This window comes from Variovorax nivicola, from assembly GCF_051216475.1.
In the GTDB taxonomy this organism is placed as follows: Bacteria; Pseudomonadota; Gammaproteobacteria; order Burkholderiales; family Burkholderiaceae_C; genus Variovorax.
In genome coordinates this window covers 1,219,407-1,245,087 of record NZ_JBPJZK010000001.1, presented here as the reverse complement: position 1 = coordinate 1,245,087, position 25,681 = coordinate 1,219,407, and the positions used below count along the sequence as shown (strand labels likewise).

The following is a 25,681-nucleotide window of genomic DNA, read 5'->3' as shown; positions in this document are numbered from 1 at the left end:
GATAATCGCCCGCCATGCCTTTTCGAATTGCTACATTTTTAATAGCGTCTCTCACAGTAGGGGCGGGCGCTGTCGCCATTTTTGGCTGGAAGTTCGGGTGGCTGGGCGCTTGGCTGGGTGCAGTGCTCTGGCTGGGGCTCGATGCCTGGCGTGCCGAGCGGCTGATGCGGGTGTTGCGCAACGACGCCGCCGGCCTGCCGTCGCGCGGGGCCGGCGTGTGGGGCGAGCTGTCCGAGCGCATCCGCAAGCTGCTGCGCGACCGCGAGCAGCAGACTCGGCAGGCTGAAGACCGGCTGCAGGAATTCCTGGCGGCCATCCAGGCGTCGCCCAATGGCGTGGTGCTGCTCGACGAGCAGGGCCGTATCGAATGGTGCAACCAGACGGCGGCCAGCCAGTTCGGCATCGACGCCGAGCGCGATCTGGCGCAGCACCTCGCCAACCTCGTGCGCGATCCCGCCTTCGTGGCCTACCTCGCATCCTGGAACTACAGCCGCGACGTGGTCATCGACGCCTCCGGACTCGGTCATGGGCATCAGCGTGGCCATCCGGTTCGGTTGTCGGTGCAAGTGCATCCCTATGCCGGCAATCGCCGCATGCTGCTGACGCGTGATATCACTGCGCTGGAGCAGGCCGAGGCGATGCGGCGCGATTTCGTGGCCAACGTGTCGCATGAAATCCGCACGCCGCTCACAGTACTGGCGGGTTTCGTCGAGACGCTGCAGAACCTGCCGCTCGATGCGGAAGAGCGCACGCGCTATCTGTCGCTGATGGGGCAGCAATCGCACCGCATGGAGACGCTGGTGAACGACCTGCTGACGCTGTCGCGGCTGGAGGGGAGTGCGGCACCTTCGGGCAACCAGTGGATCCGCACTCGTGCGTTGCTAGCGCAGTGCGAAGACGAGGGCCGAGGGCTGTCGGGGCGTCTGACGCCGCAGGGGCATCGACTGTCGTTCAGCGTCGATGCGGAGTCCGAACTGTCGGGTGCGCCGACCGAGCTGCAGAGCGCGATGTCGAACCTGCTGAGCAACGCCATCCGCTACACGCCGGGCGGCGGCGAGGTGGCCGTGAGCTGGCGGGTGCTGCCCGATGGGCGCGGCGAATATGCCGTGAAGGACACCGGCCCCGGCATCGCCGCCGAGCACATCCCGCGGCTGACCGAGCGCTTCTACCGCATCGACCGCAGCCGCTCGCGCGAGACTGGCGGCACGGGACTGGGGCTGGCGATCGTCAAGCACATCGCCCAGCGGCATGGTGCCGAGCTGCGCATCGAAAGCATGGTGGGCAAAGGCTCCCGCTTTGCGCTGTTGTTCCCGGCAGCGCGTGTGCGGGAAGCGCGCGTGCTGGCCAAGTAGACGCGGCTTATCTCGCGCGTTGGCGCATCGTCCAGCGCAACAGCACGCCGAACAGCAGGGCCGTCAGGGCCAGCGCGGCGGCGCTCATGATCCAGAACGCCAGCGGCGACTGCATGGCCGCCCAGGGGCCGAGACCGTGGTACGCGAGCAGATAGCTGCCGCCAAGGCCCAGTCCCCACAACATCGCGCAATAGATCACCAGCGGTGCCAGCGTGACCCGATAGCACCGCAGCACGAACACGCAGAAGGTCTGCACAGCATCCGCGAGGTGATACACCGCCAAGGCCAGCAGCAGTGCGCCGGCCATCGCGATCACGGCCGGGTTGTCGGAATACACGTTGGCGAGCTCATAGCGCAGCCCGGCCATGGCGGTGGCGTAGACCAGTGCACACAGCGCCGTCAATTCAAAGCCCAGGCGGCAGGCGTGTCGGGCCTTGGCTGCGTCCCCGGCGCCAAGCCAGAAGCTCACGCGAGCGCTGGTTGCGATGGCCAGCGACAACGGAGTCATGTAGGCCACGGCCAGCAGGTTCGACGCGATCTGGTGCGCCGCCGCGGCTGCGGTGCCGAGGCGCGCGATGAACAGGGCCATCAGCGTGAACGAGGTCACTTCGACCAACACCGCCAAGCCGCCTGGCACGCCGAGCCGCGCGAACTTGCGGATCTGCTGCCAGTCGGGAGCTTCGATGCGCTTCCAGAGCCCGTAGTTGCGATAGAACGGGCGACTGCGCAGCAGCCAGATGGCGCAGCCGAGCATGGCCCAATTCACGCACAGCGTCGCCCAGCCGCAGCCCACGAGGCCCATGGCCGGCAGGCCCGCGCCGCCGAAAGTGAACCAGATCGACAACGGCAGCTTCACAACCAGCGAACCGAGCTGCAGCCACGTCACGAGCTGCGGTCTGCCCAGGCTCTGGTTGAGCGTGCTGAACAGACGAAAGAGCAGGGCCGGCGCCAGCGCAAAGGCCAGCACCGCCAGATAGGCTTCGACTTCGCCGCGCATTTCCGGCGGCACCTGGGTCCATCGCAAGGCCGCGCCCGGCAGCAGCAGGATCGCCATGCCGACCACAACGGCAATGGCCGCGAGGTACAGCGATTGCCGCACGGAGCGGCCCACTTCGCTGCCGCGGCCGCCGCCATGCAGTTCGGCCCAGACCGGCAACAGCGCCTGCAGCACGCCCATCAGCGAGACGTATACGCTGACGAAGATGGCGGCGCCGACCGAGAGGGCGGCCAGCGCGTGCTCGGAGTAGCGGCCCGCGATGATGGTGTCGGTCACGCCGAAGGCCATCACGGCCAGTTGGCCGACGAGCACTGTGCCCGCGTGCCGCGCGATCAGAGCCCGTTCGCTCCTCACTACGGCGTGATCTTCTGGTAGAGCAGGAGATCGTCAGCCGCGCTGCTGGGGCGGCGCAGCGTGCCGGCAAAGCGCCACTGGTCGAAGGGAATGATGGTGTGCAGGCGCTCGATGGTTTCGGGGCTTGCGAGCAGCCATGGGCAGTCGGTGCCCAGCAGCAGCGGCTGCACGTTGAAGTTGCCGTGATGGCGCAGCGCCGCGATGTGCGGACGGCTGAGCGCGAGCTCAGCGATGCAGCGCGGCTGGCCGACGCGTTCAGCTACGGCGCGAACCTGCGGCGCGAAACTGCGTGCGTAGTCGATTGGCGGAAGCCACAGCGTCATCAGCAGCATCCAGCACAACGCCGTGCCGCCGGCTGGCAGCACCAGCGTCTTCCAGAGCGCGGCGCGATGCCGCCCCGTGCGCCAGCGCACCAGCCAGCACCAGGCGATGGTCGCAGCCACGGCGAGCGCCACGGCAATGGGCGAGAGTTCGGGCACGAAACCGGGCACCAGTCGTGTGACGCTGGCGGCGGGCTTGGGTGGAACGCCGGTCTGCATGGCGATCCAGTAGATCCAGCCCAGAACGGCGAGGCCGCTGAAGAACAGCACGTTGAACCAGTCGATCAGCGCCGCGGCGCTGCGCCGGAAGGTGGGCAGGGCGAATGCGGCGAGCGTGGCGAAGGCGGGCAGCGCCAGCAGCAGCGAGCGGTCGGAGTAGTCGGTGGTCCAGGTGGCGGCCAGCGGCACCAGCGCGAACCAGAAGGGCAGCGCGACGTGGCGCGACGTGAGCTGGCGCCGCCAGCGCCACAGCGTCCAGATGGCGAGCGGCCAGACCGGCCAAGTGAACCACAGCAGCAGCTTGGCTTGGCTGCGCACGTCGCCGAGCAGCGAACCGCCGACCACGGTGATCTTCCATGTCGGCAGCTTCAGGCCGAACACGAGTACTGCCGCCAGCGCGGTGATGCCGATCATCGTGAAGAGGGCGCCCCGCGTGTAGCCGGGGCCGTTGTCTTCGTTGTTGTCGGCGTTCTCGCTCTCGGACTGCGCGGCAAGCCGGCGCTCATACGCGATGTACAGCGCGCTGCCGATGGCCAGCGCAAGCCCGACGGTGGGTGCGCCGCTCAGCGTGATGCCGATGGTGCCGACGGTCAGTGCAATGACTGGGCCGGCGCGGCGGTAGGGCAGTGCGGCGACGCCGTAGAACAGGTGCGAGGCGAAGAACAGCTGTGCCAGTGCGGGCGTGGTCTCGTGGCCGAGCTGGGCGAGGCCGAGGCAGGCGATCAATGCCAGCAGGCCGCCGTCTGCAATGGCACGTGCGTAGTCGGTCGGCCGGGCCTCGCCGCCGAAGGCAAAAGCCACGGGCTGGGCGCGCGCCGTGCGGGCCAAGTAGTACACGGCGTACCAAGTGGCGGTGAAGGCACCCCAGAGCAGGAACGCGAACGCAACGCGCACGGCCAGGTCGGGGTTCAGCCACGACGGGGCGATCTTGATGGCCAGGGCGCCGATCCAGTACGGGATCAGGGCAGGTGTTTCCGGGCGCAGGCCCAGCAGCATCGGGTCGAACCAGCGCGCGATGCCTTCGGTGCTGCGGGCCAGCTCGGACATGTAGCCGAAGGCCGTGATGTCGGCGCTCTTCCAGGGGCCCCGGCCGACCAGGCCCGGCAGCAGGTAGGCCGCGCACAGCAGAAGCAACGCGATGCGCGGCAGCCGGCGCACGGCGCTCTGGGCAACGATCGCAGGAGTGGGCTGGTTCAAGTGGCGGAAAAAGGCAGGATTCGGAAAGAAAAAGGGCAGCGCGGTAAACCGGGCTGCCCTCGACGCAAAAGCGCGTGCCTTACTTCGAAGCAGCGCCGGTGGTCTTGCCGAAGCGGTTGCGGAACTTCTCGACGCGGCCGCCCATGTTGTCGACCGACTTCTGCGTGCCGGTGTAGAACGGGTGCGATTCGCTCGTGGTGTCGAGCTTGAACAGAGGCAGTTCGCGACCGTCGTCGGTCTTGCCCATTTCCTTGGTGTTCGCGCACGAACGGGTCACGAACTTGAAGCCGTTCGACATGTCGACGAACAGAACTTCGCGGTAATTCGGGTGGATGCCTTCTTTTGCCATGGTCTTTCCTTTTGCGCTGTTGGAATCAATGCGCGGTCGATGCGAGAGCCACCAGCGTGCCAGTCATCTGGCGCGCTGCCACAGAGGAAGCCGGACGAAGCTGTCCAGCCGCACTTTTCGCGGAGCCCACGATTATCGCATACTGCCCCATTTCCGAGCAAACCAGGCCTTCCCATGACCTCTGCACCCCTTCGCGTCGGCCTCGTTGGCTATGGTTTTGCCGGCCAGACCTTCCATGCACCCGTGCTTTCGGCCGTTCCGGGGCTCGAACTGGCGGCTGTGGCGAGTTCGCAGCCGCACAAGGTGCACGCCGACTGGCCCGGTGTGGCCGTGGTGCCCGACGTTGCGGCGCTCGTGGCCCGTTCCGACATCGACATGGTCGTGGTGGCAACGCCCAATGCCCAGCACCATCCGGTCGCTAGGGCGGCGCTGGAGGCCGGCAAGCACGTAGTGGTGGACAAGCCTTTTACGCTGGATGTGGCCGAGGCGAGGGAGCTCGAATTGTTGTCAATGCGCAACAATCGTGTCCTGTCGGTCTACCAGAACCGGCGCTTCGATGCCGATTTCCTGACCCTCAAGGATGTTCTGGCGTCCGGTGAACTGGGCCGCCCGGTGTACCTGGAGTCGCATTTCGACCGCTTCCGGCCCGAGGTGAAGGAGCGCTGGCGCGAGCAGGCCGTGCCGGGTTCAGGTCTTTGGGTGGACCTCGGCTCTCATCTGGTCGACCAAGCGGTGCAGCTGTTCGGCTGCCCCGACGCGGTCCAACTCGACACCGCGGTCCTGCGCGACGGCGCCGTGGTCGAGGACTACTTTCATGCCGTGCTGCGGTACGACGGCGGGCCGCACGCGCCGCTGCGCGTGGTGCTGCATTCGACAACGCTGGCGGCGCATGCCGCACCGCGCTACATCGTCCATGGCACACGCGGCAGCTACGTCAAGTACGGCGTCGATACGCAGGAAGATGCGCTGCGTGCCGGGCTGCGGCCACCAGCCGAAGGGTGGGGTGCAGATCCGCTCGATGGCGAACTCACGCTGATTGGCAGTGATGGGGCATCCAGCAAGCGCAGCGTTCCCACGCGCGCTGGCAACTACGTCGACTACTACGCCGCAGTGCGCGATGCCATCCTGGGCCGCAGCCCGAACCCCGTGCCGCCCGAGCAGGCCGTCGCACTGATGGAACTGCTCGACCTCGGCCGCCAGAGCGCCCTTGAAGGCCGCGCTCTGCGCACCGGACGCCCATGAAAAAAGCGCGTTGACCCGTGAGGGCCAACGCGCTTTTGCGGAAGAGCGTGGTGCTCAGCCGCCGCGACGCATCATGTCGAAGAACTCGACATTGGTCTTGGTCGCCTTCATGTTCTTGAGCATCAGCTCCATCGACTCGATCTCGTCCATGTTGTACATGAGCTGACGCAGGATGCGGGTCTTCTGCAGGATCTCGGGAGCCAGCAGCAGTTCTTCGCGGCGCGTGCCGCTGCGGTTGAGCTGGATCGAGGGGAACACGCGCTTTTCGTACAGGCGGCGGTCGAGGTGGATTTCGGAGTTGCCGGTGCCCTTGAACTCTTCGAAGATCACTTCGTCCATGCGGCTGCCGGTATCGATCAGCGCGGTGCCGATGATGGTCAGCGAGCCGCCTTCTTCCACGTTTCGCGCGGCGCCCAGGAAGCGCTTGGGACGCTGCAGGGCGTTGGAATCGACGCCGCCCGTGAGCACCTTGCCCGACGAGGGCACGACGTTGTTGTAGGCGCGGGCGAGGCGGGTGATCGAGTCGAGCAGGATCACCACGTCCTTCTTGAGTTCGACCAGGCGCTTGGCGCGCTCGATCACCATTTCGGCCACATGCACGTGGCGCGCAGCGGGCTCGTCGAAGGTCGAAGCAATGACTTCGCCCTTCACCGTGCGCTGCATTTCGGTCACTTCTTCAGGGCGCTCGTCTACGAGCAGCACCATCATGTGAACGTCGGGGTAGTTAGCACTGATCGCGTGGGCGATGTGCTGCATCATCACCGTCTTGCCGCTCTTGGGCGGTGCCACGAGCAGGGCGCGTTGGCCTTTGCCGATGGGCGCGATGATGTCGATGATGCGGCCCGTGATGTTCTCGTCGCCCTTGATGCCGTCGCGCTCGAGCTTCATCTGCTCCTTGGGGAACAGCGGCGTCAGGTTTTCGAACATCACCTTGTGCTTGTTCTGCTCTGGCGGACCGTCGTTGACCTTGTCGAGCTTGGTCAGCGCGAAGTAGCGCTCGCCGTCCTTGGGCGTGCGCACTTCGCCTTCGATCATGTCGCCGGTGTGCAGGTTGAAGCGGCGCACTTGGCTGGGCGAGATGTAGATGTCGTCCGTGCTGGCCGTGAAGCTGGTGTCGGGGCTGCGCAGGAAGCCGAAGCCGTCGGGCAGTATTTCGAGCACACCGTCGGCGAAGACCTGCTCGCCCGCTTTTGCGCGTTTCTTGATGATCGCGAACATCAGCTCCTGCTTGCGCATGCGGCCGACGTTTTCGATCTCAAGCGCTTCAGCCTGCTTGAGGACTTCAGACACGTGGAGTGCCTTGAGTTCGTTTAAGTGCATGGAATGACCCCTCGCGGGGTAATCGAACGGAAAACGGGGGGAGGTTGGGTGTGAAGCGAGAACTGCCTCACCAACCGGGGAACTCGAACCGGTTGCCTGAATGAAAGGGCCGGTGATCTGTGGGAGATTATGACAGGAAAAACGCGCCGGCCAACGCATTGCGCGCTGGCCGGTTGAAATGTCGCTTAAGCGAGTTGCTGGTCGATGAAGGCCGTGAGTTGCGCCTTGCTCATGGCGCCGACCTTGGTGGCGGCCAGCTGACCGTCCTTGAACAGCATCAGCGTGGGGATGCCGCGAATGCCGAACTTGGCGGGGATGTCGCGGTTCTCGTCCACGTTCAGCTTGGCGATTTGCAGCTTGCCTTCGTAGGTGGCCGACACTTCGTCGAGGATGGGGGCGATCATCTTGCAGGGGCCGCACCATTCGGCCCAGTAGTCGACCAGCACGGGCTGGCTGGACTTGAGCACGTCGGCCTCGAAGGAGGAATCGGAGATGTGTTTGATGAGTTCGCTGGCCATGTGATGGATCCTTGTGCGCAGAGAGTTTCGGTGCAGCTAAAGTGCTGGTCATTGTGACAGAAACCAAGGGGTGGCGTGCCTTGCAGGGCCGCTATGGCGGCGATAGCCAAAGCCCTTGCGCGTCACGTCCACGCGCTCTCCAACCCCTCGATAGAACATGAACGAAGGCCACCCCGTCCAGGCCCTGTGGTGCGATCCCGCCGACGGCGTCGTCGCGCGGATCGTCCGCGCGCTCGCCGAGCACCAGCTGCATGCCGCCCGCACCGTGGTGCTGGTGCCCTATGCGCAGCTGATGGGCGTGGCGCGCGCCATGTGGGCGCGATGCGGCAGCCCCGGCTTCGTGCCGCGCTTCGAAACCACCCACAACTGGGCCCGCAGCGCCGGCGGTTTCGTGCCGACCGGCTACGACATCGCCCACGACATGGCGCGCGACCTCGTCACGGCGCAGGCGCTGCTGTCGCAGGCCGGTTTCAACACCGAGCGCTTCGCCCTGGCCGGCCGTGTCGTCGAACTGGCGTACCAGCTAGCGCCCCTTGCCGCCGCCGTGACGCCTGAAGAGCGGGGCGGCGATTGGGCACAACGTGCAGCGGGCGTGGCAGAGGCGGGCAGCGAATCGGAGTGGTTCCGCATCGAAAGCGCGCTGATCCGAATCGCCGTCGCGTGGACCTCGACCTCAGGCTACGCGACTGACGTGCTTCAGCGCGACAGCACCCGCGCGCAAGTCGACGCGCTGATCGTGCTCGAGGGCTTCCAGACCGATCCGCTCACCCAATCACTCTGCAAGCTGTGGGGCGACCATGCCCTTCATCTCTCGCTCGTGCCCTCCGGCGCACCGGCGCAGACCTGTGCCTCGCACATCGCCCTCGACCCCGAAGACGAAGCCGAGCTCGCCGCCGCCTGCGTGCTGCGCCACCTCGCCGAAGACCGCGCACCGGTCGCCCTGGTCGCGACCGACCGCGCCCTCACGCGCCGCATCAGCGCCCAATTGAGCGCGCAAGGCATCGTCACGCACGACGAAACGGGCTGGAAGCTTTCAACCACGCGCGCCGCCGCCACGCTGATGAGCGCGCTGCGCGCCTGCGCCCACGACGCCGGCAGCGACCAGGTGCTCGAATGGCTCAAGAGCGGCGCCGACGGCGATGCACCGACCGTACAGCTGCTCGAAGCTCGTCTGCGTCGTGAAGGCCAGCGCGACTGGTCGGCGTGGTGTGCATTCATGGCACGCAGCGAGAAACCGCAAGACGCTACGCTCCTGTCCTTCACCGAGGTCATCGAGGCACGTCGCGCGCCTATGACCCGCTCGCGCCCCTTGGCCGAATGGCTGCACGCGCTGCGCGAACTCCTGGAGGCCAGCAGCCAATGGGAACTGCTCGACGAAGACCTCGCCGGCGGCAAAGTGATCGGCGCCCTTTGGCTCGATGCCGGTGCCCACGGCGACGACGACGATTTCCCCGGCGGCCGCCACACGCTGGCCGAATTCACCGCCTGGGTCCGCGACGTGCTGGAAGACGCGAGCTTCGTGCCGCCTGCCGGCGACCAGGCACCGAAGGTCGTGGTGCTGCCGCTGTACCAGCTGCTGGGCCGCGCGTTCGGCGCCGTGGTCATTCCTGGCTGCGACGACCGCCGCCTGCCCGCGTCGCCCGAGCCGCCCGGCAACTGGAGCGCGGCGCAGCGCCTCGAACTGGGCCTGCCGTCGCGCGAAACGCTTGAAGCCGCGCAGCGTGCGGCCTGGGCCGCTGCCTTGCACAACCCGTCGTGCGAGTTGATCTGGCGACAGTCCGATGCCAGCGGCGAGCCGGTGCGGCCCAGCCCGCTTGTGCAGGCGCTGCAGCTCGACCACGCGCTGCAGCCCTCGGTCGACCCGCGCACGCCGCGCGAAGTAGCCGTGCAGCCAACCCGATATCCGACCCCTTCGGGCGCGCTCCTGCCGCTGGAGAACATCTCCACCAGCGTGTACGAAGACCTGCGCCGTTGCCCCTACCGCTTCTTCGCGCTGCGACAACTGGGCCTGCGCAGCGCAGACGAGCTCGACGCCGAGATCGACAAGCGCGATTTCGGCAACTGGCTGCACGCCGTGCTCGGCCATTTCCACGAAGCACTGGCCGAAACCCCGACGCAGGATGCTCAGGAACGCACCGTGCTCATCGAGGAGGCGGCCCGGCGCTCGATGCACGAGCTCAGCCTGTCCGAGGCCGAGTTCCTGCCTTTCGCCGCGGCATGGCCCGCAGTGCGGGACGGCTATCTTGGCTGGCTGGCCGGGCACGAGGCGGCCGGCGCCGTCTTCGCCGAGGCCGAGCCCTGGAAAGAGCAGCCGCTGGGCGAGCTGCGCCTGATCGGCCGGCTCGACCGTATCGACCGCATGCCCGACGGCCAGGCCTTCGTGATCGACTACAAGACCGAGTCGGCAGCCGTCAGCAAGGAGCGCGTGAAAGACCCGACCGAAGACACGCAGCTGGCCTTCTACGCCGCGCTGGTGGCCGACGACACCTTGCGCGCGGCCTACGTGAACGTGGGCGAAAAATCTTCCGGCACACAGACCGTCGAACAGCCCGCCGTCGTGGAAGCCAGGGACGCATTGGTCGCCGGCATCATTCACGACTTCACGCGCATCGCGCAGGGTGCGGCGCTACCGCCGCTGGGGGAAGGCGCCGTCTGCGACTACTGCGCCGCAAGAGGCCTCTGCCGAAAAGACTTCTGGGAGGCATCGCAATGAGCGGCGCAGCCTACGAACACAACGGCCAGCACGTCACGCGCGAGGCTTTCTATACCGTCGCCTGCGACCCGCGCCGCTCAGTCGCCGTCGAGGCCTGCGCCGGCGCCGGCAAGACCTGGATGCTGGTGTCGCGCATCCTGCGCGCGCTGCTCGAAGAGGGTGAATCCGCCTGCGAGCCGCATGAGATCCTGGCCATCACCTTCACGAAGAAGGCCGCAGGTGAAATGCGCGAGCGGCTCGACCAGTGGCTCGAAGACTTCGCCGAACGAACGCCGGAAGAACTGGTCGGCCAGCTCGTGATGCGCGGCGTCGAGCCTGTGGCCGCATTGGCAGCCGTGCCGCGTTTGAAAGGCCTCTATCGACGCCTGCTCGAAGGCGGCCGGCCGGTGCAGTTCCGCACCTTCCACGCCTGGTTCGCGGGCCTGCTGCGCAACGCGCCGCTCGCGGTGCTGCGCGAACTGGGCCTGCCCTCGAACTACGAACTGCTCGAAGACGATGCCGAGGCGCGCGGGCACACATGGCGGCCGTTCTTCGAGGCCGTGACCGCCGACAAGAACGCGCTGGCTGACTACTACGCTGTCGTCGCCACGCACGGCCGCTCGCAGACGGCCAAGGCTTTGAGCGAGGCGCTGTCGAAGCGCGTCGAGTTCTCGCTGGCCGATGCGGAGAACGCCGTGCTGCATTTCAGCGCGTTCTATCCATCGCTCGAAGGCCTGGCCGAACCGACCGAGGCCTTGCGCGGCGAGCAGATCCGCCGCCGCTGGCTCGACCGCGCCGCTGCGCTCGGCCGCGAGAGCAACAAGACACCGCAGAAGGCGGCCGAAGCCATCATCGACGTGTTCGGCACGGGCGAGCCCGCCGGCGATTCGCTGGCGGCCGCGCTCGCGCACCTGCGCAAGAACTTCTTCGTCGCCACCGAAGACCGTCTCAACAAGAACCTGCAGAAATTCCCCGCCGCGCAAGAGGCCGAGGCCGAGCTGCAGGTGCTGTGCGGCGCACAGGCCCAGCACGCTGCATGGCTCTACCAGCAGCGCATGACGCGGCTCACACGCATCCTGATCGCAGCCTTTGCCGACGTGAAGCGGGCCCATGGCTGGGTCGACATGAACGACGTCGAGCAGGCCGCGCAGCTGCTGCTCGGCCAGTCGGCCCTGTCGGGCTGGGTACAGGAGCGACTCGACGCGCGCATCGCACACCTGCTGATCGACGAGTTCCAGGACACCAACCCGCTGCAATGGCAGGCGCTCTACGGCTGGCTCAGCGCGTACACGGGCGCGCAGGGCCGTGCGCCGCGCGTGTTCATCGTGGGCGACCCGAAGCAGAGCATCTACCGCTTCCGCCGTGCCGAGCCGCAGGTTTTCATCGCGGCCAAGAAGTTCGTGCGCGAAGGGCTCGATGGAGAGCTGCTGAACTGTGACCACACCCACCGCAATGCGCGTTCCGTGGTCGGGCTGGTCAACGCAGCGATGCTCGCTGCGCAGGAGGCCGGCGAGTTCGACGGCTATCGCGCCCACACCACCGAGCGCGGCGACGAAGGCGAACTGCTCAAGCTGCCGGCCATTGACCGTGATGCGCTCGGCGATACGGCCGAAGCAGCGTCGGCCGACGACGGCATGCTGCACTGGCGCGACAGCCTCGTCACGCCACGCGTGCTGCCCGAAGAGCAACTGCTGCAAAAGGAATGCGAACAGGCCGCGCAATGGGTGGCGCAGCGCATCGCCGACGGCACACCACCGCGGCAGATCATGGTGCTGGCGCGCAGGCGCAGCCGGCTCTCGGCCATGCAGGACGCGCTGCGCCAGCGCCACATCCCTGTGCAGCAGCCCGAGAAGAACGACCTGCACGACGCGCCCGAGGTGCAGGACGTGGTTGCGCTGATCGACGCGCTGGTGTCGCCCGCGCACGATCTTTCGCTGGCGCGAGCGCTGAAGTCGCCCGTGTTCGGCATCGACGACGAAGCGCTGGTGCAGCTCGCACTGCGCCAGCGCGAGCGCGGCGCGGTGAACTGGTTCGCACTGATCCAGAAGGACGAAAGCCTGCCGCCAGCGTTGATCAAAGTGGGCCCGAAGCTCAAGAAATGGCAGCGCTGGCTGATGACGCTGCCGCCTCACGACGCGCTCGACGCGATCTTCCACGACGGCGACCTGCTCGCGAAATTCGGCGCTGCTGTTCCGGCCGCGATGCGCCAGAGCGCGCTGGCCAATCTGCGCGGCGTGCTGTCCGCGTCGCTCGACATCGACGGTGCACGTTTCGCCACGCCGTATGCATTGGTGCGCGCGCTGCGTGCGGGCGGCGTTCGCGCTCCGACCGTGGCTGCGCCCGACGCGGTGCAATTGCTGACCGTGCACGGCGCGAAGGGCCTGGAGGCCGACACCGTGCTCATGCTCGATTGCGATGCGCCGCCACCGCGCGCCCAGACCATGGGCGTGCTGGTCGAATGGAAGGGCAGCGACAGCGCGCCGACGCGCTTCGTGTTCCTCGCGAGCGAGAAGACACCGCCGGCCTGCGCCGCAACGCTGCTCGAAGAAGAACAACGCGCGCGCCACCGCGAAGAACTCAACGGCCTTTATGTGGCCACCACGCGTGCGCGCGAGCGGCTGGTGCTGTCGTCGGTGCGCCCGGCGCGTGCCAACGAAGGCAGCTGGTGGACACGCCTGGAGCCGCTGTGCGAGCCCACCGAGGCCGACGAGCCGCTGGTCGTGCTGCCGACCGAGACTGGCGCGGCCAGCTTCTCGATGAAGCACATGCCAGCAGTGGCACCCGCGCCCACCGAACAGCCGTCCGCAAAGAAGGCTGCCAGCACCACGATCGATGCGCGTGCGGCCGCTTTCGGCCAGGCCATGCACCGGCTGCTCGAATGGGCAGTGCCGGGCGAGCCGCTGCCGGCGGCCCACGTGCGCGCCGCGGCCCGCGAATTCATGCTCGACGCCCAGCAGGCGCGCGGTGCCGCCGCGCTGGCCCAGCGCATCCGCGCGGGCGAAGGGGCGTGGGTGTGGGACGATCGCAGGGTCGACTGGCATGGCAATGAAGTCACGTTGGTGCATGAAGGCGAAACCCTGCGCATCGACCGTCTGGTGCGCGAGCGCGACGGTGGCGCATGGTGGATCCTCGACTACAAATCCGCGGCGCGCCCCGAACGGGACGCCGCGCTGATCGCACAGATGCAGCGCTACCGCGCGGCAGTGCAACATGCCTACCCCGGTGCCACGGTGCGCGTCGCGTTCCTCACCGGGCAGGGCGAACTGGTAAATCTCGAATGACTGTTTCCCCTACCGTCGCCGTCATCGGCGGCGGACCTGCCGGCCTGATGGCGGCTGAAGTTTTGAGCGCCTCAGGAGCGCAAGTGCACGTCTATGACGCGATGCCCTCGGTGGGTCGCAAGTTCTTGCTGGCCGGTCGCGGTGGGCTGAATCTCACGCACTCGGAGCCCTTCGATGTGTTCATGAGCCGCTTCGGCGAGCGCCGCGCGCAGCTGGAGCCGATGCTTGCGCAGTTCGGGCCACAACAGGTGCGTGAATGGGCGAATGGCCTGGGCATCGAGACCTTCGTGGGCACTTCGGGGCGTGTGTTTCCGACCGACATGAAGGCCGCGCCGCTGCTGCGTGCGTGGCTGCATCGGCTGCGCGCGACGGGTGTGCAGTTTCATATGCGACATCGCTGGGTGGGCGACGGGCCATTCGATGCGGCGACGTTGCGATTTTCGACACCGGGCGGCGACGTCACTGCAAAGGCCGACGCCGTGGTGCTGGCGCTGGGCGGCGCAAGCTGGGCGCGCCTTGGCTCCGATGGCGCGTGGGCACCGTGGCTGCAGGCGCGAGGCGTGGAGGTGGCGCCGCTGCTGCCTGCCAACTCCGGTTTCGACGGCACGGGCTGGAGCGAGCATTTCTCCAGCCGCTTTGCGGGGCAGCCCTTCAAGTCGGTCGCGATTTCTTTCACCGACAGCCAGGGGCGGCACTTTGCGCGCAAGGGCGAGTTCGTTGCGACGGCCACGGGGATTGAGGGCAGCCTGATCTATGCGGCATCGGCGTTGCTGCGCGACGAAATCGCTGCAAAAGGGAGCGCGACGCTGCAGTTGGACCTGCTGCCCGACCGCAGCGCCGAGCAGGTGCTGGCCGCGGTCATGCATCCGCGCGGAGCTCGCTCGCTCAGCAGCCACCTCAAGAGCCGGCTCGGGCTCGAAGGCATCAAGGCCGGCGTGTTGCACGAAGCATTGAGCCGCGAAGCGATGCAGGACGCGGCGCAACTGGCGGCCACGATCAAGGCCGTGCCTTTGAAGCTCGTCGTGACGCGGCCGGTCGACGAGGCGATCAGCACGGCAGGCGGCGTGCGCTTCGACGCGCTGGATGCGCAGCTGATGGCAAACGCGCTGCCCGGCGTGTTCGCGGCAGGGGAGATGCTCGATTGGGAAGCGCCGACCGGCGGCTACCTGCTGACGGCATCGATGGCCAGCGGCGCGGCGGCGGCGCGCGGCGCGATCCAGCGGCTGGGCCTGTGAAGGCCTCGCGCCGTTGGAGAATTTCTGTCGCTGAGAGTTTTTGCAAGCCTCGTTTCATTTCGCACGGAATGAAACGAAGCCGCTGAAGAGGTTGACGAGCCTTACCCCTGGCACTGACTACGCAGTTAGGGCTGCTTGGTTCCCCACCTGACCCGGTTGGCCACTTCACCATGCAGGGAGGCCCGTCAACACGCATTGTAACCCCCCAGGATGCGCGCACTTCGTGTCGCTTCTCCTTCCCCCTGCTGCTGGGGCGGCACCTGAGGCCCCGGCGAAGCCGATTCCTCGGTGTCCCACGAAAAGGCAGGCCTTTTTGATTGCGGGGTAGGGCTGGGGGCGGGTGCCGTGCCTTTTAGAATGCCCGCAATGTCTTATCTCGTGCTCGCTCGCAAGTTCCGTCCGAAAACCTTCGGTGAGATGGTCGGTCAGGGGCATGTGGTTCAGGCGCTCGAGAACGCGTTGACCACGCAGCGCCTGCATCACGCCTATCTTTTCACCGGCACCCGGGGTGTCGGCAAGACCACGGTCTCGCGGATTCTGGCGAAGTCGCTCAATTGCCAGGGGCCGGACGGGCAGGGCGGCATCACGGCCACTCCGTGCGGTGTGTGCCAGGCCTGCCGCGACATCGACTCCGGCCGCTTCGTGGACTACACCGAGCTCGACGCGGCCTCCAATCGAGGCGTGGACGAGGTGCAGTCGCTGCTCGAGCAGGCCGTCTACAAGCCGGTGCAGGGGCGCTTCAAGGTCTTCATGATCGACGAAGTGCACATGCTCACGAACACCGCGTTCAACGCGATGCTGAAGACGCTCGAAGAGCCGCCCGAGTACCTCAAGTTCGTGCTGGCCACGACCGATCCGCAGAAGGTGCCGGTCACGGTGCTGTCGCGCTGCCTGCAGTTCAACCTGCGGCCAATGGCGCCCGAAACGGTGCTCGAACACCTCACCAGCGTGCTGCAGACCGAGAACGTTCCGGCCGAGCCGCAGGCGCTGCGCCTGCTGGCGCGCGCGGCACGCGGCTCGATGCGCGACGCGCTGTCGCTCACCGACCAGGCCATCGCCTTCGGCAACGGCGAACTGGTCGAGGCTGGCGTGCGCCAGATGCTCGGCAGCGTCGATCGCGGCCATGTGTTCCGCCTGATCGAGGCGCTGGCGCAGGGCGATGGCAGGACGGTGGTCGAGACATCGGAGGCGCTGCGCGTCGACGGCATGTCCGCCGCCTCCACGCTCGAGGAAATGACGGCAGTGCTGCAGGCCATGGCCGTGCTGCAGGCCGTGCCCTCGCGGGCGGAGTCGGCCGACTCCGCCACCGACCCCGATGCGGCCGACACTGCGCGCCTCGCCGCGCTGATGCCGGCCGACGAAACGCAGTTGCTCTACAGCCTGTGCCTGCATGGCCGCGGCGAGCTGGGCCTGGCCCCCGACGAATACGCCGCTCTGACCATGGTGCTGTTGCGGCTATTGGCCTTCAAGCCCTCCAGCGCGGCCGCTTCGACGGCCTCCCCGGAAAAAAAAACTCTGAATGAAGCTGCGGCCGTGGCGCCGGTAGCTCCGGCGCGCGTCGCACCACCCGCACCGGCCCCCGCGCCTGTGGCTCGCCCCCCGGTCGAAGCGCCTGCTGCATCCGCTCCGGCATCTGCGCCCGCCTACGCCGCCCCGGTTCCCGCCGGCCATCGCCTCGCCGTGGTCGACGAACCCCGGCAGGCCGAACCCCGTCCCGGCGCTGCCGCCGAAGCACCCGCCCGGGTCGTCGGCGTGCCCATCCGCGTGCAGCCTCCACCCAGTGCCCGCGACACGCCGCGCGCCGACGAACCGCGCAGCACATTCACCCCCATTCCGACCAGTGAAGACGGCGATTTCTGGTACGCCACCGTCTCCCAATTGGTCGCGGCCGAGGCCGTCGCCGCCTTAGCGCGAGAACTGGCGCTGCAGTCGCAGCTGGTCGGCCGCGACACCGACCAGTGGCTGCTGCGCATCGAGCGCGAAACGCTCAACCAGCCGTCCAGCCGCGAAAAGCTGACGGCTGCGCTGGGTAGCCTGGGCCACGACATCAAGCTCGCCATCGAGATCGGCAGCGTTGTCGACAGCCCCGCGCGCCGCAACAAGCAGGCCGCAGACGAGCGCCAGCGCGTGGCCGAAGAGGCCATCCTGAGCGACCCCGAAGTGCAGGCGCTGATGCGCGACTTCGATGCGAAGATCGTCCCCGGCACGCTGAAACCAGCCTGAGCTTCCGTCTCTCTTATCCTTCACCCACTTTCCAACCAGACACAGGACCAACGATGTTCAACAAAGGACAACTGGCCGGCCTCATGAAGCAGGCGCAGGCAATGCAGGACAACCTCAAGAAGGCCCAGGAAGAGCTGGCCCACATCGAGGTCGAAGGCGAATCCGGCGCCGGTCTCGTGAAGGTCGTCATGACCTGCAAGCACGACGTCAAGCGCATCACCATCGACCCCAGCCTGCTGGCGGACGACAAGGACATGCTCGAAGACCTCGTGGCTGCCGCCTTCAACGCAGCAGTGCGCAAGGCCGAAGAAACCAGCGAGCAGAAGATGGGCAAGCTCACGGCAGGCATGCCAGGCCTGCCCCCAGGCATGAAACTGCCGTTCTGAACGAGCGGCTGCAATAAATGGCAGACGCCAGTTCGCTCGACGCATTGGTCGATGCGCTGCGCCGCCTGCCCGGTGTCGGCGTCAAGTCGGCTTCGCGCATGGCGTTCCACCTGCTGCAGCATGACCGCGAGGGCGCGCAGCTGCTCGCGCGTGCTTTGCAGCAGGCCGCGGGCCACGTGCGGCATTGCGAGCGCTGCAACACCTTTACCGAGGCGCCGGTCTGCAACGTCTGCCTCGACACGCGGCGCGATGCGAGCAAGCTCTGCGTGGTCGAGACGCCGGCCGACCAGGCCGCGCTCGAACGCACCGGCGCGTTCCGCGGCTATTACTTCGTGCTGATGGGCAAGCTCAGCCCGCTCGACGGCATCGGCCCGAAAGACATCGGCCTGCAGAAGCTCTTCGACCGCGCGCGCGACGGCACGGTGAGCGAGGTCATCCTCGCCACGAACTTCACGGCCGAGGGCGAGGCCACCGCGCATGTGATCGGCGAGGCGCTGAAGCAGCACGGCCTTACCGTGACGCGCTTGGCGCGCGGCGTGCCGGCCGGCAGCGAGCTCGAGTACGTCGACCTCGGCACCATCGCTCATGCGCTGGTGGATCGCAGGTAGCACGGACCGGTATCGCGAGACTTTTTCCGGCGCGATGACGCTCCGGCGAAGGCTTCTCGGAGAGGCCTTCGTGCTTACGTGAAAACCCGCACGGGATCACCCCGATGCAGCCGTGTGGTGCGGCCCCTAAGCTCGATTCAGTTCTTACGAGTCATAGAGCCCACGGGCAACGTTTCATGCTTCATCGCCGCACTCTCATTTCAGCTACTGCAGCCGTTGCCGCTGCAACCATCGCGTTGCCGCGTGTCTTTGCGCAGCAGGCGAAGCTGGAGAAGACCAAGGTCTCCATCGCGGTCGGCGGCAAGGCGGCGTTCTACTACCTGCCGCTCACCATCTCCGAGCAGCTCGGCTACTTCAAGGCCGAAGGGCTCGACGTGGAGATTTCCGATTTCGCCGGCGGCGCGCGTGCGCTGCAGGCGGTGGTCGGCGGCTCGGCCGATGTCTGCTCGGGCGCCTACGAACACACCATCAACCTGCAGGCCAAGAACCAGTTCTTCCAGGCCTTCGTGCTGCAGGGCCGTGCACCGCAGATCGCGGTGGGCGTGTCGACCAAGAACATGGCTGGCTACACCGGCATTCAGGATCTCAAGGGGAAGAAGATCGGCGTCTCCGCGCCGGGCTCGTCGACCAACATGGTGGCCAACCTCGTGCTCTCGCGCGGTGGGCTCAAAGCCAGCGACGTGAGCTACATCGGCGTGGGCGTGGCGGCCGGTGCGCTCACTGCGCTGCGCTCGGGCCAGATCGACGCCATCAGCAACACCGATCCGGTGATGACGATGCTGGAGCAGAAGGGCGACGTGAAGATCATCAGCGACACGCGCACGCTCAAGGGCACGCTGCAGGTGTTCGGCGGCACGATGCCGGCGGCCTGCCTGTATGCGTCGAGCGAGTTCATCCAGAAGAATCCCAACACTTGCCAGGCGCTGGCAAATGCGATCGTGCACGGCCTCAAGTGGCTGCAGACGGCGGGGCCCGGCGACATCATCAAGACGGTGCCCGAGACCTATCTGCTTGGCGACCGCGCGCTGTACCTCGCGTCGTTCGACAAGGTGCGCGAATCGATCGCCACCGACGGCCTCGTGCCGGTCGACGGCCCTAAGACGGCGCTCACCGCGATCGCAAGCTTCGACACCACCGTGAAGGCCGACAAGATCGACCTCGCGAAAACCTACACCAACGATTTTGCTAGGCGCGCGAAAGACAGGTTCAAAGCCTGATTTTCGAACGTCCCCGCGACCCGGCTCAGGCCGGGTTTTTTATGCCGTGTCCGCCATGCCCGACTACGCACTCGAACTTCTCTCCATCAGCTGCACCTTCCATTCGAAGGACGATCCGGGCCAGCGCTACACGGCGGTGGCCGACACCACGCTGCGCATCAGGGCAGGGGAGTTCGTCTCGGTGGTCGGACCCACGGGCTGCGGCAAGTCGACATTGCTGAACGTGGGCGCGGGCCTGCTCGAGCCCTCTTCGGGCACGGTGAAGGTTTTCGGCCAGACGCTTGCGGGCATCAACACGCGCGCCGGCTACATGTTCCAGACCGAGGCGCTGATGCCGTGGCGCAGCGCCGTCGACAACGTGATGGTGGGCCTGCAATACCGCGGCGTGCCCGATGCTGAAGCACGCAGGCAGGCCGAGGCCTGGCTCGCGCGCGTGGGCCTCACGGGTTTCGGCGACCGCTATCCGCACCAGCTTTCCGGTGGCATGCGCAAGCGCGTGGCGCTGGCGCAGACGCTGGTGCTCGACCCCGACATCATCCTCATGGACGAACCCTTCAGCGCGCTCGATGTCCAGACGCGCCAGCTGATGGAGAACGAGGTGCTCGACCTCTGGAGCGCGAAGAAGAAGGCGGTGCTGTTCATTACGCACGACCTCGACGAGGCCATTGCGATGAGCGACCGCGTGGTGGTGCTGTCGGCAGGCCCGGCGACGCACCCCATCGGCGAGTTCGCCATCGACCTTGCAAGGCCGCGCGACGTGGCCGAGGTGCGCACGCAGCCGCGCTTCGTCGAGCTGCACACCCAGATCTGGGAGGTGCTGCGCGACGAGGTGCTCAAGGGCTATGCGCAGCAGCTGAGGAAGGCCGCCTGATGCCGCGCCTCGGACTCAATGAGCGCAACGCGCGCTTCTGGCAGCTGGCGCTGCTGGTGGTGATCCTCGTGGCGTGGCACATCGCTTCGCGCAACCAGCAGTTCGCCTTCTTCCTCGGCGAGCCGATCCAGGTGGCGGGCCGCATCTGGAGCTGGTTCCTGCCCTTCGAGCTGCCGGCCAACGCGCTCTTTCCCGAAGGGCTGAAGGGCAACGCCGACATCTACCAGCACCTGGGCACCACGCTGCTGGAGACGGTGCTGGCCTTCGTCATCGGCACCGTGCTGGGCCTGGCCTGCGGGCTGTGGCTGGCGCTCGCGCCCACGGCGAGCCTGATTCTCGACCCCTACATCAAGGCCGCCAATTCGATGCCGCGCGTGATCCTCGCGCCCATCTTCGCGTTGTGGTTCGGGCTGGGCATCTGGAGCAAGGTGGCGCTGGCGGTCACGCTGGTGTTCTTCATCGTGTTCTTCAACGTCTACCAGGGCGTGCGCGAGGTGAGCCCAGTGGTGCTGGCCAACGCGAAGATGCTGGGCGCCAACCAGCGGCAGCTGCTGCGCACCGTGTACCTGCCGAGCGCGACGAGCTGGGTGTTTTCCAGCCTGCACACATCGGTCGGCCTGGCCTTTGTGGGCGCGGTGGTGGGTGAGTACCTGGGCTCGGCCCGGGGCGTGGGCTATCTGATCCTGCAGGCAGAGGGCACCTTCGACGTCAACACGGTGTTCGCCGGCATCGTGGTGCTCACGGCCTTTGCGCTGGCACTCGATGGCATCGTGGGGCTCATCGAAAAGCGCCTGATGAAGTGGCAACCGAAGACCGGCGAGACCGAAAAGCTCTAGAACCCCTCATGCGATGATCTTGCGCGGCGCCGGAGAGCGCTGCAACGATTCATGGGGGTAAACGAACAATGAGCCACGACCACAAGCGGGCCACGACCTTGCGCTCGCGCGACCAAGCCGCCAGGGTTTCGAACGAAGAGCTGTTCTTCGACCTGGTCTACGCGTTTTCCGTCACGCAGCTGTCCCACTACCTGCTGGACCACCTCACGCTATTGGGTGCGCTTCAGACGCTGGTCATGTGGTTCGCCGTCTGGCTCGGCTGGCAATACACGGCCTGGACCACCAACTGGTTCAACCCCAGCGCGCTGCGCATTCGCGGCGTGCTGTTCGCGATCATGCTGCTGGCCATGGTGATGGCCTCGGCGCTGCCGGGCGCTTTTGCCGAGCGGGGGCTGGCGTTTGCGCTGTGCTTCGTGGGTATCCAGGCGGGGCGCACGCTCTGCATGCTGATTGCCATCGGCCCCAACGATCCGCTCACGCCCAATTTCCGCCGCCTGCTGGCCTGGAACTGCGTGGCTGGCGTTTTCTGGATCGCCGGCGGCCTGGTCGACGGGCCGGCGCGTCTCGCGCTCTGGTTCGGCGGCGTTCTGTGCGAGTACATCGCACCGATGATCGGCTTGCGCTTTCCGGGCCTGGGCCGTTCGCTGACCAGCGACTGGACCATCGACGGCGGCCACCTCGCCGAGCGCTGCCAGCTGTTCGTGATCGTCGCGCTGGGCGAGTCGGTGCTGGCCACCGGCATCGCCTTCGGGCACCACCCTGAATGGCACGGCATCGATCTGTTCGCGCTGCTCGTGGGCTTCGCGGGCAGCCTGGCGATGTGGTGGATGTACTTCGACACCAGCGCCAAGGAGGCGACCCACGCCATCGAGCATGCGGCGGACCCGGGCGGCATTGGCGCCAAGTTCCACTACACGCATGTGATCCTGGTGGCGGGCATCATCGTGTGCGCGGTGGCGGACGAGCTGACGATCGGCGAGGGCTCGCACCATGCCGAGCTCAAGTACCTCGGCGCGCTGATCGGCGGACCGGCGCTCTATCTGTTCGGCAACGCGCTGTTCAAGCGCGTGGTGCGCGGCTTTCTGCCGCAATCGCATCTCTATGGGCTGGGCCTGCTGGCCGTGCTCGCGGTATTTGCGTCGCACATGACGGTGATGGTGGTGGGCACGCTCACCACAGTCATCATGATCGCCGTGGCCGCGCTGGAGGCCGTGGTGCGCCGCCGCGCATGGGCCGAGAAGGCCCACTGAAGCGCAGGCCCTAGCGCTTCTTCTTCGCCGGCGTGCCGCCGCGCTTCTCGCGCACGACCTGCTGCTTGCTGCTGGCAGGCACCTTGGCCACATTGGAACCCCGCGGTGTGGCCGCCTTCACAGGCGCGCCGCCACGGCGTGCGGGAGCGGCCGCGACGTGCGACGTCTGCACGGGCCGGATGCCGGTGCCGACACGTGTCGCGACTGCCGCGCGAATGGGCAGGTACACCACCACGCTGTAGCCGCGCTTGAACGCGTGGTTGGGCTTCACGTCGTTCCACTCGGCCACGTTGGCTGGCTTGAGGTTGTAGCGGCGCGCGATGCTGGCAACGCTGTCGGCCCGGCCGGCCTTGACGGTCGTGCGGCGGGTGACGATCTCGGGCTGGAAGCTCAGGTGGCCGCCATCGGCCACCACGGCAGCCACGTCTTCCTTCACGCGGGCGCCGCGCGGCACGATCAGCGTCGAGCCGGCCTTGATGAGCATGCGCGGCGGCACGTTGTTCATGGTGCGCAGGTCGGCTTCGCTCATGCCCGAGCGCTGGGCCGCGTCGGCCACCGTCATGGTGTTGGGCACGACCCAGGCGGTCCAGCTTGCGTACTGGCCCTGCGAATAGGCGTCGAAGTTGCGCTGGAACACGGCCGCGTTATCCCACGGCAGAAGGATCTGTGGCGTGCCGGCCGCGATCAGCACCGGCTTGTGGGCGGCGGGGTTCAGCGCACGGAAGTCGTCGAGCCGAACGTCGGCCAACTTGGCGGCCAGTTCCACGTCGAGGTCGCGCGTGAGCGTGACGGTCTGGAAGTACGGGTGGTTGGCGATCAGCGGCAGTTCGGTGTTGAAGGCCTGCGGGTTCGCCACGATGTTCTTCACGGCCTGCAGCTTGGGCACGTACATGCGCGTTTCGGCGGGCATGGTGAGGTCGCTGTAGGTGGTGGGAAGGCCCAGGCGCTGGTTCTTGGCGATGGCGCGGCTCACGCTGCCTTCGCCCCAGTTGTAGGCGGCCAGGGCCAGTTGCCAGTCGCCGAACATGCCGTAGAGCTTCTGCAGGTAGTCGAGCGCGGCGCGGGTGGAGGCCACCACGTCGCGGCGGTCGTCGCGGAAGATGTTCTGCTTCAGGTCGAAGTCGGTGCCGGTGGCCGGCATGAACTGCCACATGCCCGCGGCGCGCGCGCTGGAGATGGCTTGCGGGTTGAATGCGCTCTCGATGTAGGGCAGCAGCGCGAGTTCGGTCGGCATGTTGCGCCGCTCGAGTTCCTCGACGATGTGGAAGATGTATTTGTTCGAGCGCTCCGTCATGCGCTGGATGTAGTCGGGCCGGCTGGCGTACCACTGCTCGCGGTCGCGCACCAGGTCGCTGTCGAGGTTGGGCATCTTGAAGCCGCGGCGGATGCGGTCCCACATGTCGACCGGCGGCGCGAGCGTGACCACGCTCTGCGAATGGGCCTGGCCGCTGGTGAGGGGGGAGAGGGAGTCGCGCGGGTAGATGGGAGCCGCGCTGCCGGCGATCTTGGAACCGGTGCCGCCGGCCTGGGGTGACGATGAAGAAGAGGGGGAAGAGCTGTTGTTGTTCGTGCCCGCGCAGCCCGCGAGCACCAGTGAACCTGCAAGGCAGGTGGCAGCGATAAATTTCATCGGAAGTCGTTTTTCCATTGGCGCAGTGCGGCAAACACGTCGGCTTCGGCTGCATCGGCAGCCAGCTCGGCGTGGGCACGCACCGCTCTAAGGACAGTGGCTTCGCGGCTGCGAAGAAAGGGGTTGACCTGGCGTTCGATCGCCAGTTGCGACGGCAGCGTGGGCTGCCCCTTCGCGCGCAGGCTTTCGCAGCGCGCGTTGTAGTGACTCAGTTCGGCGTTGGCCGGTTCCACCGCCTGGGCGAAACGCAGGTTAGAAAGTGTGTACTCGTGAGCGCAGCAGACACGCGTGTCGCCGGGCAAAGCGGCGAGCGCATCGAGCGAGGCCAGCATCTGCGCGGGTGTGCCTTCGAACAGCCGCCCGCAGCCACCGGAGAACAGCGTGTCGCCGCAGAACAGCAGCGGTGCATCGTTGAGCGCGGTTTGCGCAGCGGGCAGGAAGTAGGCGATGTGGCCGGCCGTATGGCCCGGCACGTCGATGACCTCGAAGCGCAGGCCGAGCACTTCTGCGATGTCGCCTTGCGCCAGCGGCGTGTACGGCTCTGGAATGCGCTCGCGTGCGGGCCCCCAGACCGGCGCGCCGGTGGCCGCATTCAGCGCGGCCACGCCCCCCGTGTGATCGGGGTGGTGGTGCGTGACTAGAATCGCGGCCAGCTGCAGCTTGTGGCGCGCCAGCGCGTCGAACACCGGTTGGGCATCGCCCGGATCCACCACGATGGCGTGGGACCCGTCGTGCAGCATCCAGATGTAGTTGTCAGCGAAGGCGGGCAGCGGAACAAGGGTCATGAGCGGTCAAATTATAGGTTTGCAGGATTGGTTCGCGACCCCCCCGGGGCGCTACCTTCTGGCTTGGGAGCAGGCCCAGTTCGATCAGGCGGTGGCCGATGTGTTCGGCTATCACGCGCTGCAGCTGGGCGCGGCAGAGGTCGACGGCCTGCGCGCCAACCGCATGCCGCACCGCTGGCTGGCGCTGGACGACCCCGCTCGCGCAAGCAAGGCGACGCTCCTGACCGACTTTGCGGCGCTGCCTTTTGCGGCCAACAGCCTCGACCTGGTGGTGATGCCGCACGCGCTCGAACTCAGCCCCGACCCCCACGCCACCCTGCGCGAGGTCGAGCGGGTGCTGGTGCCCGAAGGCCGTGTGGTGATCTGCGGGCTCAACCCGACCAGCCTCTGGGGCATGCGGCAGCGTCGCGCGCACATTTACCGTCGGCTGGGCATCGGCGATCTCTACCTGCCTGAAGGCGGGGAGTTCATCGGCTACTGGCGCATGCGCGACTGGCTGCGCCTGCTGGGCTTCGAGGTGGAGTCGGGCCGTTTCGGCATCTACCGGCCGGCAGTGCGCAGCGAAGCCTGGCTGGAGCGCTCGCGCTGGATGGACGCCGCTGGCGAGCGTTGGTGGCCGATCTTCGGTGCGGCCTATTTCCTGGTCGCGGTGAAGCGGGTGCGCGGCATGCGGCTGCTGAGCGCCGACTGGCGCCGGGCGGGCGCGCGCGCCACAGCGCCCGTGCCTATTGCCGGCAAGGTGCATCGCAGCAGCGAGCCCGGCAAGAATTGAAATCGATATAGATGAAGAAAAAGGAAA

Annotated in this window: 20 protein-coding genes and 1 other RNA gene; 13 read left to right on the top strand and 8 right to left on the bottom strand. The window is 67.0% G+C overall.

Translation table 11 applies throughout. The annotated features are described in order from the left end of the window. The first annotated feature begins 14 nt into the window (after positions 1 to 14). A complete protein-coding gene (gene phoR, locus ACSFBF_RS05835; protein ID WP_435465390.1) occupies positions 15 to 1,352 on the top strand; it encodes a phosphate regulon sensor histidine kinase PhoR in 1,338 nt (445 codons plus the stop codon). Between the two features lie 7 nt (positions 1,353 to 1,359). Here the strand turns inward: phoR and ACSFBF_RS05830 are convergent, their stop codons facing one another. From ACSFBF_RS05830 to ACSFBF_RS05820, 3 genes are all read right to left on the bottom strand, one after another. Beyond that, positions 1,360 to 2,703 carry an MATE family efflux transporter gene (locus ACSFBF_RS05830; protein ID WP_435465389.1) on the bottom strand — a complete coding sequence of 448 codons (1,344 nt, stop codon included), beginning with the start codon at positions 2,701 to 2,703 and terminating at the stop codon, positions 1,360 to 1,362. After that, positions 2,703 to 4,439, bottom strand: coding sequence for a hypothetical protein (locus ACSFBF_RS05825; protein WP_435465388.1), 1,737 nt, complete (start codon positions 4,437 to 4,439; stop codon positions 2,703 to 2,705). The genes ACSFBF_RS05830 and ACSFBF_RS05825 overlap by 1 nt, the downstream gene beginning before the upstream one ends. 79 nt (positions 4,440 to 4,518) lie before the next feature. Further along, a complete protein-coding gene (locus ACSFBF_RS05820) occupies positions 4,519 to 4,788 on the bottom strand; it encodes a type B 50S ribosomal protein L31 (protein WP_019653042.1) in 270 nt (89 codons plus the stop codon). A 174-nt stretch (positions 4,789 to 4,962) separates the two neighbouring features. Between ACSFBF_RS05820 and ACSFBF_RS05815 the strand changes: the two genes are divergently transcribed. After that, positions 4,963 to 6,030: an oxidoreductase gene (locus tag ACSFBF_RS05815; RefSeq protein WP_435465387.1), complete on the top strand. Its 1,068-nt coding sequence runs from the start codon at positions 4,963 to 4,965 to the stop codon at positions 6,028 to 6,030. Between the two features lie 54 nt (positions 6,031 to 6,084). Here the strand turns inward: ACSFBF_RS05815 and rho are convergent, their stop codons facing one another. Further along, positions 6,085 to 7,350, bottom strand: a complete 1,266-nt coding sequence (rho, locus tag ACSFBF_RS05810; protein WP_007836663.1) for a transcription termination factor Rho — start codon at positions 7,348 to 7,350, stop codon at positions 6,085 to 6,087. Between the two features lie 185 nt (positions 7,351 to 7,535). Further along, positions 7,536 to 7,868 carry a thioredoxin TrxA gene (gene trxA, locus ACSFBF_RS05805; RefSeq protein ID WP_042578306.1) on the bottom strand — a complete coding sequence of 111 codons (333 nt, stop codon included), beginning with the start codon at positions 7,866 to 7,868 and terminating at the stop codon, positions 7,536 to 7,538. A 157-nt stretch (positions 7,869 to 8,025) separates the two neighbouring features. Between trxA and ACSFBF_RS05800 the strand changes: the two genes are divergently transcribed. From ACSFBF_RS05800 to ACSFBF_RS05790, 3 genes are read left to right on the top strand one after another with little or no spacing between them, the layout of a single operon-like run. After that, positions 8,026 to 10,581, top strand: coding sequence for a PD-(D/E)XK nuclease family protein (locus ACSFBF_RS05800; protein ID WP_435465386.1), 2,556 nt, complete (start codon positions 8,026 to 8,028; stop codon positions 10,579 to 10,581). Further along, a complete protein-coding gene (locus ACSFBF_RS05795) occupies positions 10,578 to 13,841 on the top strand; it encodes a UvrD-helicase domain-containing protein (protein WP_435465385.1) in 3,264 nt (1,087 codons plus the stop codon). Before ACSFBF_RS05800 ends, ACSFBF_RS05795 begins: the two co-directional genes overlap by 4 nt. Next, on the top strand, positions 13,838 to 15,076 hold the full coding sequence (locus ACSFBF_RS05790) for a TIGR03862 family flavoprotein (protein ID WP_435465384.1): 1,239 nt from the start codon (positions 13,838 to 13,840) through the stop codon (positions 15,074 to 15,076). Before ACSFBF_RS05795 ends, ACSFBF_RS05790 begins: the two co-directional genes overlap by 4 nt. A 90-nt stretch (positions 15,077 to 15,166) precedes the next feature. Here ACSFBF_RS05790 and ffs read toward each other — a convergent pair. Next, positions 15,167 to 15,263: signal recognition particle sRNA small type (gene ffs, locus ACSFBF_RS05785), an RNA gene on the bottom strand. A gap of 179 nt (positions 15,264 to 15,442) precedes the next feature. Between ffs and dnaX the strand changes: the two genes are divergently transcribed. From dnaX to ACSFBF_RS05750, 7 genes are all read left to right on the top strand, one after another. Beyond that, entirely contained in the window at positions 15,443 to 17,299 is a 1,857-nt protein-coding gene (dnaX, locus tag ACSFBF_RS05780; protein WP_435465383.1) for a DNA polymerase III subunit gamma/tau, read from the top strand. A 53-nt stretch (positions 17,300 to 17,352) separates the two neighbouring features. Further along, entirely contained in the window at positions 17,353 to 17,685 is a 333-nt protein-coding gene (locus ACSFBF_RS05775) for a YbaB/EbfC family nucleoid-associated protein (RefSeq protein WP_007836669.1), read from the top strand. A 17-nt stretch (positions 17,686 to 17,702) separates the two neighbouring features. Beyond that, a complete protein-coding gene (recR, locus tag ACSFBF_RS05770; protein WP_093054337.1) occupies positions 17,703 to 18,293 on the top strand; it encodes a recombination mediator RecR in 591 nt (196 codons plus the stop codon). Positions 18,294 to 18,469: 176 nt separating this feature from the next. Beyond that, positions 18,470 to 19,510 carry an ABC transporter substrate-binding protein gene (locus ACSFBF_RS05765; protein WP_435465382.1) on the top strand — a complete coding sequence of 347 codons (1,041 nt, stop codon included), beginning with the start codon at positions 18,470 to 18,472 and terminating at the stop codon, positions 19,508 to 19,510. 55 nt (positions 19,511 to 19,565) lie between these two features. Next, positions 19,566 to 20,381 carry an ABC transporter ATP-binding protein gene (locus tag ACSFBF_RS05760; RefSeq protein ID WP_435465381.1) on the top strand — a complete coding sequence of 272 codons (816 nt, stop codon included), beginning with the start codon at positions 19,566 to 19,568 and terminating at the stop codon, positions 20,379 to 20,381. Continuing rightward, positions 20,381 to 21,217 carry an ABC transporter permease gene (locus ACSFBF_RS05755; protein ID WP_093054343.1) on the top strand — a complete coding sequence of 279 codons (837 nt, stop codon included), beginning with the start codon at positions 20,381 to 20,383 and terminating at the stop codon, positions 21,215 to 21,217. Before ACSFBF_RS05760 ends, ACSFBF_RS05755 begins: the two co-directional genes overlap by 1 nt. 68 nt (positions 21,218 to 21,285) lie before the next feature. Beyond that, positions 21,286 to 22,467 (top strand): low temperature requirement protein A, encoded by a 1,182-nt coding sequence (locus ACSFBF_RS05750; protein ID WP_435465380.1) that lies wholly within the window; start codon positions 21,286 to 21,288, stop codon positions 22,465 to 22,467. A 10-nt stretch (positions 22,468 to 22,477) separates the two neighbouring features. On the opposite strand, the gene ACSFBF_RS05745 is transcribed toward ACSFBF_RS05750, so the two are convergent. Then, the gene (locus ACSFBF_RS05745; RefSeq protein ID WP_435465379.1) at positions 22,478 to 24,097 is read right to left on the bottom strand and encodes a transglycosylase SLT domain-containing protein; all 1,620 of its coding nucleotides are present in this window, start codon (positions 24,095 to 24,097) and stop codon (positions 22,478 to 22,480) included. Continuing rightward, positions 24,094 to 24,882: a hydroxyacylglutathione hydrolase gene (gloB, locus tag ACSFBF_RS05740; protein ID WP_435465378.1), complete on the bottom strand. Its 789-nt coding sequence runs from the start codon at positions 24,880 to 24,882 to the stop codon at positions 24,094 to 24,096. The genes ACSFBF_RS05745 and gloB overlap by 4 nt, the downstream gene beginning before the upstream one ends. On the opposite strand from gloB, the gene ACSFBF_RS05735 reads away from it, so the two are divergent. Beyond that, positions 24,881 to 25,654 carry a class I SAM-dependent methyltransferase gene (locus ACSFBF_RS05735; protein WP_435465377.1) on the top strand — a complete coding sequence of 258 codons (774 nt, stop codon included), beginning with the start codon at positions 24,881 to 24,883 and terminating at the stop codon, positions 25,652 to 25,654. The genes gloB and ACSFBF_RS05735 overlap by 2 nt on opposite strands. Positions 25,655 to 25,681 lie beyond the last annotated feature (27 nt).